The 13,115-nt window shown below is 64.7% G+C and carries 11 protein-coding genes and 1 pseudogene; 5 read left to right on the top strand and 7 right to left on the bottom strand.

The window, feature by feature from the left end; all coding sequences use genetic code 11:
- Positions 1-19 precede the first annotated feature (19 nt).
- Positions 20-826 carry an MBL fold metallo-hydrolase gene (locus tag AKL29_RS25990; RefSeq protein WP_028337679.1) on the bottom strand — a complete coding sequence of 269 codons (807 nt, stop codon included), beginning with the start codon at positions 824-826 and terminating at the stop codon, positions 20-22.
- Positions 783-1,868 carry an AraC family transcriptional regulator gene (locus AKL29_RS25995; protein WP_244482421.1) on the bottom strand — a complete coding sequence of 362 codons (1,086 nt, stop codon included), beginning with the start codon at positions 1,866-1,868 and terminating at the stop codon, positions 783-785. Before AKL29_RS25995 ends, AKL29_RS25990 begins: the two co-directional genes overlap by 44 nt.
- Before the next feature lie 74 nt (positions 1,869-1,942).
- On the opposite strand from AKL29_RS25995, the gene AKL29_RS26000 reads away from it, so the two are divergent.
- Entirely contained in the window at positions 1,943-2,587 is a 645-nt protein-coding gene (locus AKL29_RS26000) for a sigma factor-like helix-turn-helix DNA-binding protein (protein WP_317248606.1), read from the top strand.
- On the opposite strand, the gene AKL29_RS26005 is transcribed toward AKL29_RS26000, so the two are convergent.
- Both AKL29_RS26005 and AKL29_RS26010 read right to left on the bottom strand, forming a co-directional pair.
- Entirely contained in the window at positions 2,566-3,660 is a 1,095-nt protein-coding gene (locus AKL29_RS26005; RefSeq protein ID WP_244482422.1) for an asparaginase, read from the bottom strand. The genes AKL29_RS26000 and AKL29_RS26005 overlap by 22 nt on opposite strands.
- Before the next feature lie 112 nt (positions 3,661-3,772).
- Positions 3,773-4,006, bottom strand: a pseudogene (locus AKL29_RS26010) (AMP-binding protein); the annotation flags it as partial.
- A 144-nt stretch (positions 4,007-4,150) separates the two neighbouring features.
- On the opposite strand from AKL29_RS26010, the gene AKL29_RS26015 reads away from it, so the two are divergent.
- The 3 genes from AKL29_RS26015 to AKL29_RS26025 all read left to right on the top strand — a co-directional run bounded on the left by AKL29_RS26015 (position 4,151) and on the right by AKL29_RS26025 (position 7,575).
- Entirely contained in the window at positions 4,151-5,323 is a 1,173-nt protein-coding gene (locus AKL29_RS26015; RefSeq protein WP_050386131.1) for an acyl-CoA dehydrogenase family protein, read from the top strand.
- Positions 5,324-5,475: 152 nt separating this feature from the next.
- Entirely contained in the window at positions 5,476-6,090 is a 615-nt protein-coding gene (locus AKL29_RS26020; RefSeq protein WP_050386137.1) for a TetR/AcrR family transcriptional regulator, read from the top strand.
- 294 nt (positions 6,091-6,384) lie between these two features.
- Positions 6,385-7,575, top strand: a complete 1,191-nt coding sequence (locus tag AKL29_RS26025; protein ID WP_050386132.1) for an OpgC domain-containing protein — start codon at positions 6,385-6,387, stop codon at positions 7,573-7,575.
- 61 nt (positions 7,576-7,636) lie between these two features.
- On the opposite strand, the gene AKL29_RS26030 is transcribed toward AKL29_RS26025, so the two are convergent.
- Both AKL29_RS26030 and AKL29_RS26035 read right to left on the bottom strand, forming a co-directional pair.
- Entirely contained in the window at positions 7,637-8,926 is a 1,290-nt protein-coding gene (locus tag AKL29_RS26030; protein ID WP_050386133.1) for an MFS transporter, read from the bottom strand.
- Positions 8,927-9,066: 140 nt separating this feature from the next.
- Positions 9,067-9,258 (bottom strand): hypothetical protein, encoded by a 192-nt coding sequence (locus tag AKL29_RS26035; RefSeq protein ID WP_050386134.1) that lies wholly within the window; start codon positions 9,256-9,258, stop codon positions 9,067-9,069.
- A gap of 432 nt (positions 9,259-9,690) precedes the next feature.
- Here AKL29_RS26035 and AKL29_RS26040 point away from each other — a divergent pair, with 432 nt between their 5' ends.
- Positions 9,691-11,205 (top strand): helicase HerA domain-containing protein, encoded by a 1,515-nt coding sequence (locus tag AKL29_RS26040; protein ID WP_050386135.1) that lies wholly within the window; start codon positions 9,691-9,693, stop codon positions 11,203-11,205.
- Positions 11,206-11,371: 166 nt separating this feature from the next.
- Here the strand turns inward: AKL29_RS26040 and AKL29_RS43760 are convergent.
- The coding region (locus AKL29_RS43760; protein ID WP_210168334.1) for a hypothetical protein at positions 11,372-13,115 on the bottom strand (1,744 nt) is incomplete at its 5' end.

The following is a 13,115-nucleotide window of genomic DNA, read 5'->3' on the forward strand; positions in this document are numbered from 1 at the left end:
TCAAAAGCGGCCGGAACCGTCAGTCCGAGATCGCCGCGAGATAGCGCTGCACCGAGCGGTCGAACGCCGCCCTGGCATCGGAGGCGATGTTCTTGTCCCACCAGGCGCCGTAGATCCGATCATAGGCCAGCGGCTCGACCGCGCGCGCGAGGCGGCGGACCGCTGATGTATTGAGCGGGATATAGTTCGGATAGGAATACATGAAGCTGACCGAGCGGCGGTCCATCGCCACCATCGCGATATCCCCGGTCAGAAGCGCGCCGCGCCCGTCGGCGCCCTTGCGCCAATGCAGCATGGTGGCGCCGGCGAAATGCCCGCCGCCGCGCACCAGCAGGATGTCGTCGGAGATGCGATGGCTGTCGCCCTGCCACGGCACGATCGACGGATAAGGCCGCGTCACCCATTGCGCGTCGTCGCCGTGCAGATAGACCGGGGCATTGTCGAACGCCGCGCTCCAGTCGGCGACCGCGCCATAATAATGCGGATGCGAGATCGCGATTGCCTTCAGCCCGCCGAGCGATCTGACATGCGCGATCGCCTCGGCGGTTGCCAGCGGCACGCAGTCCCACATCACGCAGCCGCCGCGATCCGGCACCAGCAGCGCGCGCTGTCCGATCGCAAAGGACGGCTCGAGCGCAAGTCCAACGAGACCGAGATCGTCGCGCCAGACCAGTCTGTGCCGCTCTGCGAGTTCCTCGCGCGTCAGCCACGCCTGCCCCTTCCAGTTCACATATTGCCGCTCGTCCTCGCAGATCGGGCAAGCCGGCGGCCGCGCCGCGGTTTCAGGAAATTGCGCGCCGCATTGTTCGCAGGTCCACAGAGGCATGGGCAGTGCCCTCGTTGGGATGAAGCTGGTGTGCTGATCTAGCGCCGCGGCAGCAGGTGTTCAAATGCTTGCGACCCAGTTCCATCTGCATCTCCGCCGGTGCTACGCCGAACTTCCTGCGAAACGAGCGGTGGAAATAAGAGAGATCGTTGAAGCCGGCCGTATAGGCGATGTCGCTGACCTTGCGGCCGGCGCCCTCTTCGTGCAGCAGCAGCCGGCGCGCCAGCAGCAAACGCTGATCGAGGACGAACTCCGAGAACGTCGTCCCTGCGGACGCGAACAGGCGCTGCGCCTGGCGGGTGCTGAGCGCGTTCGCCCTTGCTACAGCCTCGATCGTGAGCTTGCCGTTGTCGAGATTTTTGAGAACATCGGCCTTCATCAAATCAAGCCGCGCCTTCGCCACGCCGTCGCGTGCCGCCAGTTCCTTGCTTTCGGCACTGCTGCCGAGCACGAGACCGACCAGGTCGGCGAGATGATGCGCCGCCGCCTGCTGGCCCGGCAGGTCGAGATCGCCGGCAAGCTCGGTGCAGAGCGCGGAATAGCGCTCGATCATCGCGCCCAAGGCCGGCTCGCGCCCGAGCACCCGCGCCAGCTGCGTCTCCGCCGAAGGCGCGATCTGGAGCAGCAGGCGCCGCGGAAACCGCGTCGTCGTAAAGCTGCCCGACCGGGTGAGATCGGCGGTGCCGACAATATTCATTTCGGTGAGGCACATCTGGCCGCGCTGAAGCTCGATCGCCTTGCCTGCTTGCGTGACCTGCACCGTGCCGCGCGTCGCAAAGATCAGGACGAGATCGTCGCAGCCGTCATGCAGAAGCGCGCGGGTGCGGGCGAAGCGAGCCGAGCCGCCGCGCGGCGTCGCGATGGCGACCGTATGCAGCAGCGTAAACTCGTTGTGGCAGTCGATGCGGTTGTCGTCGGTCGGTCCGACGTCGAGCCGGCAGAAGCCGCGGCAAATCCCTTCGCGCCAAGCCTCATAGGCCGGCCCTTTCGCCAGCCCGTGATGGAAGATCGAGAACCGGTTGGTCACCTGTGTCTCGGACATGATCCGTGCTCCGAACGCCCGATCGATCAAGGCTGACACGATCGATCGCTTGCTGCCCGATATGCGCATGTCGTGTGCGCACGTCGTTCCTGTCCCTACGCTTGGCGCGACGGTCCACGACTCCGGCGCGGAGCCTGATACCACTGTGCCGATTGCCGGTAAAGCTATTCACGAGATGCAACTCTATGATGCGAAGTGCGAAAGCCGGGAATAAAACGGCGCAGCAGTTTCGCGACGCGGCGCTGCCGTGTCTCGACGATGCCTATGCGTTCGCTCAAGTGCTGATGCGGACCGAGGCGGACGCCGAACTGGCCGTGCAGGAATGCTATCTGCGCGCACTGCGCCGGTTCGACGGCTTTCGCGGCCCGGCTATCAGGCCGTGGCTGCTCACGATCCTCAAAGCCGTCTGCCAGGAGAAACTCGGCCGAAAACTCGCCGGCGAGAATGCAGCGCCAGAACGGCGCGACAGCGCAACAATCCGGCAACTCATCGATGACCTGCCCGCCCCGCTCGGCGAGGTCATCGCGCTGCGCGAGATGATCGATCTCTCCTACAAGGAAATCGCCGAAGTCACCGGCATTCCGGTCACCACCGTGATGTCGCACATCGCGGAAGCGCGCGCCCTGCTGCTCGCGCCGCGGCGCGCGGCGAACAAGGCCGCGCAGGTGAAGCCGGCAGGCGCCTCAAAACTGACGGTCTACCGCGCGAACGCCTGTTGAACCGCCGACGGCTCGGTGATGCCGTTCGCGATCAGGAGTTCGAGCAATACGCGCGCCTTTTGCGGGTTGAGATCGAGCGAGACCGCGAAGCCGAGCTTGTCGTCCTCGACCTCGACATTGCGGTTCACGAAGCCTGAGCCGACCCGGGTCGAACGCACCACCACGACGCCCTGCTTCGCCGCGGCGGCCAGCGCATCGATCGCGCCCTTCGATGAATTGCCGTCGCCGACGCCGGCCAGCACGATGCCCTTGGCGCCGCGCCTGACCGCATCCTCGACCTCAGCGGCGTCCATGTTGGCATGCGAATAGATGATGTCGACCCGCGGCAAGGAAGGGGCATCCGGCAATTTCAGCTTGGTACCCCTGGCTGGAGCGGCCGGCTGCAGAAAGCGAAGCGCGCCGGTGTCGACATAGCCGACCGGCCCGGCATCGGGCGAGCGGAATGTCTCAACGCTGGTGGTATTGGTCTTCTGCACCCAGCGCGCGGCATGGATGGTGTCGTTGAGCACCACGAGCACGCCGCGGCCGCGGGATTCCGGGGCAGAGGCGACCCGCATCGCCTCGTAGAGATTGGCCGGACCGTCGGCGCCGATCGCGGTCGAAGGCCGCATCGATCCGACCAGCACGATCGGGACGTCGGTGTCGAGCACGTTTTGCAGGAAGAACGCAGTCTCCTCCATCGTGTCGGTGCCATGGGTGATGACGACGCCGTCGACTTCCTTGTTGTCAACGGCCGCGCGGATACGCTTGACGAGGTCGAACCAAACCTTGTCGTTCATGTCCTGCGAGCCGATCGACGAGATCTGCTCGGCCGACATCTGGGCAAGCTTGTCGATGCCCGGGATCGCCGCGATCAGGTTGGCCGCACTGACCTTGCCTGAGTCATAGGCGTTGCCGGCGCGGGCATTGGCCTGCCCGGCGATGGTGCCGCCGGTGCCGAGCACGAGCACGCGGGCCAGCGCGGTGCCGGTGGCCTGTTGTGCTGATACCGGCGCGGCAAGCCCGATCATGAGGGCTGCAGCGAGGCCGAGGAAGGGCCGAACGGAATAATTGGATTGAAACGAACGTGGCATGATCTTCTCCCCAAAGCGACAGGTCGCCAGTCCACAACTCGTGGTTTTGTTCCGTAACAAGTGGACAAAGTTGCGGCGGAAGATGCGATGGTCGGAAGCCGGGTTGAAGCGTTTAGTGAACTCCAAACGCGTTGCGCAGCGCGATCTCCGTCCCGACGGTTCGCCAGATCGAACGATCGACAAACAGCACCCGATCCTCGGCGTGGGCGGGCAGTCTTGCGATGTCCAGCGCCTGCAGGCGCGCATTGACGGTGTGCAGCACCGCGCCCATGCAGGGCACGGCGAGATAAAGCTCGAGGTGACGGTGCGAGTTCCAGGCCAGCGTGGCGACGCGCATGCCGCACTCGACTCCCTCACCAGATTGAGTGTGAGCGGACCTGCTGCATCAAGCCTGCGAGCATGCCGTTTTCTCCGGAACTTCCGCAAAACCTTGACATCTGCCGGAAGGCGGCGCAACATTTTTCGAAGATTATTCGACTTTTGGTGCGCCATGCATTTTGAGCTTCCCGACGACCTCCGCGTTCTGCAAAGCCGGGTGCGAGAGTTCGTGCGCAGCGAGCTGCAGCCGCACGATGCCGCCATCGAGGCAACCGGCGAGGTGCCGGACAGCGCCATGGCCGGCCTGCGCAGGATGGGATTGTTCGGCACCAACACGCCGAAGCAATTCGGCGGCCTCGGCCTCTCGATGCTGGGCAGCTGCATCGCGATCGAGGAGCTCGCGAAGGCCCACACCGCCTTCTACTATCTGAGCGGGGTCAACGTTCACATCGGCTCGAAGGCGATCGAGTTCTACGCGCAGCCGGCGGTCCGCGACCGATGGCTGCCGGAGCTCGCCAGCGGACGGGTGATCGGCGCGTTCGCGCTGACCGAGCCGAATGCCGGATCCGATGCCGCCCGGATCCAGACCCGGGCGCGGCGGGACGGCGACCATTACGTGCTCGACGGCCGCAAGACCTACATCACCAATGCGCCCGCAGCCGGCGTCTTCACGGTGTTCGCCACGCTCGATCCGTCCGCCGGCGCCAAGGGCATCGCGGCCTTTGTCGTCGACGCAAAGACGCCGGGCCTTGCCATCGGCCGCCTGGTCGAGATGGCCGCCGGACGCGGCTCGGAGCATGCCGAGGTGATCTTCGAGGATTGCCGTGTTCCGCGCGAGAATCTGCTGGGACAGGAGGGCGAAGGATTCGCCATCGCGATGCGGTGCCTGGATGCCGGGCGCACCCATTGGGGCGCCTATTGCGTCGGCGCGGCGAGCCAGCTGCTGGACTACGCGCTCGACCATGTCTCGGAGCGCGAGGCGTTCGGACGCAAGCTGCGCGAACATCAGGGCCTCGAGTGGCAGATCGCCGACATGGCGAGTTCGCTGCATGCCGCGCGGCTTGTCGCCTATGAGGCAGCCTGGCGTTACGACCAGGGCGATGGCGCCGCCCGCACCGCCGCGGCGGCGCTCTCCAAATATACCGGCGCCGACATGGTGCAGCGCGTCGCCGACACCACCATGCAGCTGTTCGGCGGCGCCGGTTATTCCAGGGACCTGCCGATCGAGCGCATCTGGCGGGAAACGCGGGTGGTCCGCATTCTGGACGGCACCTCCGAGATCATGCGCCAGATCATTGCCCGCGACGCGTTCCGCACACATGAGCGGCGGAACGCGCCGCTCTGACCCACAGGCTTTACCGCTGTATGCCGTCGCAATAGCGCTTGTGTTCCGATCCCGCTGCCTTACTGTTTTTACGGGACGAGATTCTTGCTTTGACGCGTCTTCCTTGCGCGAACCGGTATCCACTTCGCGCGAAAACGCTCTTGGAGACCACCGTGGCTTCGGGGACGACACTCAAGCTCAAGCAACAACGCAGCCGCGACCGGCGCGAGCAGATCCTCACGGCGGCCACCAAGCTGTTCGGCGAAAAAGGCATCGACGGCACCTCGCTCACCGAGGTCGCCGCCGCGGCGAAAGTACCGCTCTCCAGCATCTATGATTATTTCGAGGACAAGCGCGCGCTGGTGCTCGATGTGCCCGAGGGCAATTTCGAGGCGCTTTATCAGAAGACCGAGCCGCTGCTGCTCAAGGGTGGCGATCCCGTCGAGCAGCTCCGCATCATCTTCCTCACCAACTTCCAGTACATCAAGGATAACCCGAGCTGGGGCCGGGTGTTCTTCCTCGAGATCTGGCCGAGCGTGCTTGCCGCCGAGCCGCGGATCAAGAAGGCGGTCGACAGATACGCGCTGCGCTATGTGCAGCTGATCAAGCAGGCGAGCCGCGCCGGCACCTATCGCCGCAATCTCGATCCCTACACCGCGATGTCGCTGATGATGGGCGGGATGTGTCACCTCACCGCGGTCTGGCTGCTTTACGGCCGCAAATACGACCTGGTGAAGAAGGGCAAGGCGCTGTTCACCACGCTGCATAACGGGTTCGTGCAGCGTTAGCCGCGCCGGTGCGCGGCCGGTTCTCGCAGGCTCTCGTAGGATGGGTAGAGCGCAACCGAAACCCATCGTTCGTCAGGCCGGCACGGAGCGATGGGTTTCGCTTCGCTCTACCCATCCTACGCACCGCGTGGTTCGCGGCGCGAACGATTTGATCCAAATTCATCGCTGTTTGGCCGGCTGTGGCGGCGATCAGCTTCCGGAAAACCAATACACAACCGTCGAAATCCTGTTCTAGTATGACGTCGTGGGCGACCCGCGACCGGACGCGCGGGGACTCGGGATGGGAGCGTACCGATGGACGTCAAGGCTGTTTTGCCGCCGCGTGGCCGCGACTATCGCCTCGATCTGCTGCGCGGCTTCGCCAACTGGGCGATCTATCTCGATCACATCCCGAACAACGCGGTGAACTGGATCACGCAGAAGAATTTCGGCTTCAGCGACGCGGCCGATCTGTTCGTGTTCATCTCCGGCTACACCGCATCCTTCGTCTATGCGCGCATGATGCTCGAGCGCGGCACCGTGATCGGCGCCACCCGCCTGATCAAGCGGGCCTGGCAGATCTATGTCGCGCACGTCCTGCTGTTCGTGATCTATATCGCCGAGATCGGCTATCTCTCCCAGCGCTACCACGACCCGAACCTGCAGAATGAATTCAACGTCGCGGGCTTCATGCACAATCCGGCCGAGACGCTCTATCAGGGCCTGATCCTGGCGTTCAAGCCGGTCAACATGGATGTGCTGCCGCTCTATATCGCGCTGATGCTGTGCTATCCGCTGGTGCTGTGGGCGATGCTGCGCAAGCTCAATCTGACGCTGCTGGCCTCGTTCCTGCTCTATCTCGCGGCACGCCATTTCGGCTGGAACCTGCCGGCCTATCCGTCCGGCTCATGGTATTTCAACCCATTCTGCTGGCAGTTCCTGTTCGTGTTCGGCGGATGGTTTGCGCTCGGCGGCGCCAGTGAATCAATCTCGTTCATCCGCTCGCGCGCCTTCCTTTGGCTTGGCGGCGCCTATCTGCTGTTCGCGCTGGTCATGACCTTGGCGGGCCGCTTCCCGGAACTTGGCCAGGCGATGCCGGCATGGCTTTATGACGCCTTCAATCCGAACGACAAGACCAACCTCGCGCCCTATCGCGTGCTGCACTTCGTCGTGCTCGCCTTCTTCGTCACGCGCTTCCTGCCGCGCGAGTGGCCCGGATATGAATGGCCGATCTTCCAGCCGATCATCAAGTGCGGCCAGCAGTCGCTCGAAGTGTTCTGCACCGGCGTCTTCCTCGCGGTCATCGCGCATGTGGTGCTGGTCGAGGTCTCCGGCAGCATCTGGATGCAGATCGCGGTCAGCATCGTCGGCATCGTGCTGATGACCGCGCTCGCCTACTACCGCTCCTGGTCGAAGAAGGTCGACAAGGCGCCGGCGAAGGCACCCGTAGCTGCGCAGACGCCCGTGGCCGCGCAGACGCCAGCCACCGCGAAGCCGGCGGAGTAAGGCCCCGCTTGATGCGTGAGGGCGCGCGGCCGAAGCCGCGCGCAACGCGCAAAGGAGCCTGCTATCTCGCCAGCGGCTTGCCGGCCGTCTCCGGCGCCAGGGCAATCAGCGGCAAGCCGACCACATAGATCAGCGACAGCATCGAAATCGCCAGCGGGAAGCTGCCGGTGCGGGCGGCGAGCGCGCCGATCAGGGTCGGGCCGGCGGCGCCGAGCACGCGGCCCATGCTGAAGGCGAAGCCGGAGCCCGAGCCGCGCAGCGCCGATGGAAACATCTCCGGCAGCCAGATCGTGAACAGGCCGAACACACCATTGGTGAAGAAGCCGAGCACCGGCAGCAGCACCATGAACAGCGTCAGGCTGTCGAGCCATTCGATCGCGACCTCATAGGAGACCACGACGGAGATCAGCCCGCCGATGAAGAACAGCACCGCGGTGCGGCGCCGGCTGCCGAGCCAGGTGGTTAGCCATGGTACAAGGAGGCAGCCGATCAGCGTGCCGACATTGGTGATCAGGCCGGCCACCGCGCCCATCTCCTGCGCATGCGCCGGCGTCGCGCCCGCGGCGACCAGCTTGGTCGAGATCACGGTCGGGGCCCAGAAGTTCGACGACCACAGGCCGAAGATGATGCAGGCCATCATCAGCGCCGCGGCCCAGGTGGTGCGCGCCTGGTCGCCGGCAAACAAGGCCGCAACCGACGGCTGCTCGCGTGCACCGCTGCGCTCGGGTTCGGGAATGTTGCTGCGCAGATAGGCGATCAGCAGCGCGGGCAGAATGCCGAGCAGGAACATGCCGCGCCAGCCGAGCGTGCTGCCGATCGCAAGCGTCACGGCGGCGGCGAGGAACAGCCCGGTCGGCGTCGCCGTGTGCAGCCATCCGGCGAGCCGCACCCGCGTATTCTCCGGCACGGATTCCTGCAGCAGCGGCGTGCCCGCGGCCCATTCGCCGCCGATGCCGAAACCGGCAACAAAGCGAAACAATGCGAACATCACGATACCGGTCGCAAGCCCGCACAGCGCCGTGAACAGCGAGTAGACCAGCACCGTCCAGCACATGATCCGGACCCGTCCGTAACGGTCTGCGGCCCAGCCCCAGACCATCGAGCAGGCCCAGCCCAGCATGAAGATCGAGAACAACAGCCCGCCATAGATGCCGATATTGGCCTTGCTCGGCTCGATGCCGCTGGCGGGCAGCAATTCGCTCAACGCGCCGACCAGGATGTAGGCGTACATCGACGAATCGAAGCCATCGAGCATCCAGCCGAACCAGGTCGCCCAAAACACTTTTCGCGGCGACACTGCGCCAGGCGCCGCGACCGACGGCGCAAGCGTATCGACGGTGCTCTCAGTCATGTTTCCTCGCACGTTTCTTTTGTGCGGCGGACTATGCCGAGGTTTGCGTGCCGAGACACCACCGGCAAACGGGACGGAGGTATCCGGCACAAGAATAGCAACGCCGATCACTTCGGCGTCACCGCGAACGCTCGCTCCTTCTACGAAGGACGCGCGGAACGCCGGAAGATGTAGAAGGCGATGATGACAAGCGGCACGGCAAGTGCGAGCCAGGAGGCCCGGTCCCAGGTGCCGTCGCCGAGCAGCGCCAAGACCAGCCCGAATGCGATAACGACGAAGATCAATACTTGCGCCAGGAAGATTTGCGCGGTCGAACCTCTCGCTGCCGACATCGGGATCGCTCCGCCGCATGCGCGCGTGAGCGGGGATAAAATCCGTGCAACCTTCGATTTTTTGGCGGATGCCTTTGGTAACGCGGGCCTTGCAAGCAGGGATCACTCCCGTTTGGATCGGGAAGAATGTAGGAAATGAATGCGTCGTAGTTGAACTCAGACATAGAGTTCGACGGGCTGAGAGTTCGGCGGGCTGATTGAATAAGCGGGTCCGAACCGGACGGGATCGCGCTGCTGAACTGGAACTGGTTCGAAAAAATATACGCCAGACACGCAAGCTAAACACGTTGTAGTGGCTTGATCAATCTTCATCTCGTCTGGCGAGCATCACCATGACTCCCGGCAGTGCCTGGGGATGATGGTGCGGTTCGCTCGACGCGGCGCGATCAGCTTGTTAAGCCGCCTCTCCGCAAGGGCAATTTGAGTCGGGACATGACCGTAGCGATCGAGATGGGACAAACGACGGCCGGCGCTTCGGCGGCCATCGACCTCGAGGAGCTATTGGCGACACGCCTGCTGGTGCAGGGCAATTCGGGTTCCGGCAAATCCCATCTGCTGCGCCGGCTGTTGGAACAGAGCGCCCCTTGGGTCCAGCAGACCATCATCGATCCCGAAGGTGATTTCGTCACCCTGGCCGAGCGATTCGGCCACCTCGTCATCGACGCCGAGGACCACACCGAACGCAGCCTGCAGGTCGCGGGCGAGCGCGTGCGCATCCATCGCGTCTCCACGGTGCTCAATCTCGAAGGGCTCGACGCCGAGAACCAGATGCGGCGCGCCGCGGCCTTCCTCGGCGGGCTGTTCGACGTCGCCCGCGATCACTGGTATCCGATGCTGGTGGTGGTGGACGAGGCGCAGCTGTTCGCGCCGGCGGTCGCGGGCGAGGTGTCCGACGAGGCGCGCAAGCTTTCGCTCGGCGCAATGACCAATTTGATGTGCCGCGGCCGCAAACGCGGGCTTGCCGGGATCATCGCAACCCAGCGGCTGGCGAAGCTCGCCAAGAATGTCGCGGCCGAGGCGTCGAACTTCCTGATGGGCCGCACCTTCCTCGATATCGACATGGCGCGCGCCGCCGACCTGCTCGGCATGGAACGGCGGCAGGCGGAAGCCTTCCGCGACCTCGAGCGCGGGCAATTCATGGCGCTGGGACCTGCGCTCTCCCGGCGTCCGCTGGGCTTGCGTATCGGTCCGACCGACACCCAGCCGCGCAATGCGGCACCGCGGTTGATGCCGCTGCCTGAAGCAGCACTGGAGGACGCACGCGCGATCATCCTCGCCGCTCCGCCGCCGGAAACGGTGCGGCCGCAGCGCCGGGTGCCGTCGCCCGACCTGCTCAGCCAGTTGATGGCCGCCAAGCAGCCGGCAGCGGAGCCAGATCCCGAAGCGGCGGAGCCACCGCCGAGCGCCGAGCAATTGGCCGAGCGGCGTGAACGGCTGGACCGTATCCTGCGCGCCATCCTCGCCGAGCCCGACGCCGGCTTCCGCGCCATCGGCGTGCTCTATCAGGAGTTCGTGGTCCGCTGCCGGATCGAGGGTCTTGGTGCCGTGGTGCCGGAGCTGACCGACTTCCGCCGGATGCTGACGCGCGCCCGCGCCGGGCTCGGCGCCGATGTCGCGGAGGACGACGCCTGGCAGGACGTCTCGCTGCGTGCGGCCCTGCTGCCCGAGGACATGCAGGGCGTCTTCATGATGATCGCCCGCGCCGCGAAAGAGGGCTGGCCGTGCCCGAGCGATGCCGCGATCGCCCGCGCCTACGGCACGCATTCGCTGCGCCGCGCCCGGCATCTTCTGACCTACATCGAGGAACAAGGCCTGATCGTCTGCCAGCTCGACGGTGCCGGCCGGCGGATCGTGACCCTCGTCGAGCTCGCCTGGGCCACGGCCGCGGCCGACCCGAATGTGGACGACCAAGCAGCGGAGGCGGCCTGTAACGGCTCGTCGCTGTGATCAGGTACTGAGCAACCAGGCGTTAGGTGTTGCGCGGCATCGCGGAAGCGCTGCAAGACAAGAAAAAGGCCCGCCAGGAGGCGGGCCTTTTCATCTTTGCCGGTTGAGCGATCTTGGTTGCAGAGGGCCCGCAACCGGCCCTCCACGGCCGCCCTATCTCAAGCGCTCACGCATGCTGCGGCTGCGCAAGCTGACTGACCTGCATCGCCGGCGGATCGACAACCGAGGTACCGCCATGGCCGTCGCTCGAGGCCGTGAACGTGGAAGCCATGTAGTTGCCCAGCAGCGCAATGCTGGCGGTAACAGTGCCGTCCGTCACCGTGAGCGTTCCACCCGAGGCGTTTCCGGTGAAGGTCGGCGTTTGAACGTTCGCGAAATTGATATTCGCGAAATCGATCGTGTCCGAACCGGACATCCCGGCGACAGTTCCGGTGAAGCTCGCGGAATTGTCGAGCTTCAGCGTCCCCGTGCTACCCAGGAACGTTACGGCCGCGTTCGAAGCCCCCGTCAATTCCAGGGTGGTGCCCGCTGCGATGGTGGCGCTGCTGGGGCTCTCTCCCGTGACGTTGAAAGGCTGCCAGACACCCCACGCACTGCCATCATAGGCCCGGATCCAGAGCTGGTCAGTGCCGGAGCCGGCCTGATAGGTCGTCTGGGCAAGTTGCGCCGAAGTGACGTCGATCTCCGTATTCGCGGACTGGTTCACTCCGTTGACGTTCCAACGCCCGTTCGTGTTGGAATCCCACAACGCATATTTCGTTATGGTATCGCCATCCGCGTCCGTCGCGCTGACCAGGCTCGAAGCCGCGAAGACCTGCCCCGAGACCGTCGTCACATTCGAGACCGAGACCGTCGGCGCCTGGTTCGTTGCGGTGGCCGTGAAGCTCTTCCAGGAACTCCACATGCTGCCATCATTGGCCTTAACCCATAGCGTATCCGATGGCGAGCCACCGGGGCCGAAGACGTAGCTCACCTGTGACAGGTTCGCCGCGCTTACATCGATCTCGGTGTTGGCGGCCTGGGCCACACCGTTCACAACCCAATGGCCGTTTCCTCCGGTATCCCAGAAGGCGTACTGGGTGATCGTGTCGTTCTCGGCGTCCGTGACCGAGAACAGGCTCGAGGCCGCGATCGAATGGTCGTGAACTCCGGTTACGTTTGCATTCGATGCGGTAACGACCGGGGCAGTGTCGGGTCCCGGCGTTGCCGTGAAGCTCTTCCACGCGCTCCACATGCTGCCGTCATTGGCCTTGACCCAGAGCGTATCGGGCGTCGAACCGCCGGGGCCGAACACGTAGCTCACCTGCGACAGGTTCGCCGCGCTCACATCGACCTCGGTGTTGGCGGCCTGGGCAACACCATTCACCACCCAGTGGCCGTTTCCGCCAGTGTCCCAGAAGGCGTACTGGGTGATCGTATCGTTCTCGCTGTCCGAGACCGAGAACAGGCTCGAGGCGAGAGCCGATGTCTGCCCATGGAGTGCGGTCACGTTCGATGCGGTAACGACCGGAGCAGTGTCGGGTCCCGGCGTTGCCGTGAACGCTGTCCAGGTGCTCCACTTCGAGCCGTCATTGGCGCGCACATAGAGCGTATCGGGCGTCGAGCCGCCCGGTCCGAAGACGTAGCTCACCTGCGACAGGTTCGCCGCCGCAACGTCGATCTCGACGCCGGCGGATTGGGCGACACCATTCACCACCCAGTGGCCGTTCCCGCCAGTGTCCCAGAAGGCGTATTGGGTGATGGTATCGTTCTCGCTATCACTGACCGAGAACAGGCTCGAGGCGAGAGCCGACGTCTGCCCGTGAATCGCCGTCACGTTCGATGCGGTAACGACCGGAGCAATGTCGGGTCCCGGTGTTGCCGTGAACGCTGTCCAGGAACTCCACTTCGAGCCGTCATTGGCGCGCACA

The sequence above is a fragment of the Bradyrhizobium pachyrhizi genome (assembly GCF_001189245.1).
GTDB lineage: Bacteria > Pseudomonadota > Alphaproteobacteria > Rhizobiales > Xanthobacteraceae > Bradyrhizobium > Bradyrhizobium pachyrhizi.

What these genes read in the sequence shown, in the direction of transcription:
- AKL29_RS25990 (WP_028337679.1), bottom strand. Translation starts at nt 826, where the DNA reads ATGCCTCTGTGGACCTGCGAACAATGCGGCGCGCAATTTCCTGAAACC.
- AKL29_RS25995 (WP_244482421.1), bottom strand. Translation starts at nt 1,868, where the DNA reads ATGTCCGAGACACAGGTGACCAACCGGTTCTCGATCTTCCATCACGGG.
- AKL29_RS26005 (WP_244482422.1), bottom strand. Translation starts at nt 3,660, where the DNA reads ATGCCACGTTCGTTTCAATCCAATTATTCCGTTCGGCCCTTCCTCGGC.
- AKL29_RS26015 (WP_050386131.1), top strand. Translation starts at nt 4,151, where the DNA reads ATGCATTTTGAGCTTCCCGACGACCTCCGCGTTCTGCAAAGCCGGGTG.
- AKL29_RS26025 (WP_050386132.1), top strand. Translation starts at nt 6,385, where the DNA reads ATGGACGTCAAGGCTGTTTTGCCGCCGCGTGGCCGCGACTATCGCCTC.
- AKL29_RS26030 (WP_050386133.1), bottom strand. Translation starts at nt 8,926, where the DNA reads ATGACTGAGAGCACCGTCGATACGCTTGCGCCGTCGGTCGCGGCGCCT.
- AKL29_RS26035 (WP_050386134.1), bottom strand. Translation starts at nt 9,258, where the DNA reads ATGTCGGCAGCGAGAGGTTCGACCGCGCAAATCTTCCTGGCGCAAGTA.
- AKL29_RS26040 (WP_050386135.1), top strand. Translation starts at nt 9,691, where the DNA reads ATGACCGTAGCGATCGAGATGGGACAAACGACGGCCGGCGCTTCGGCG.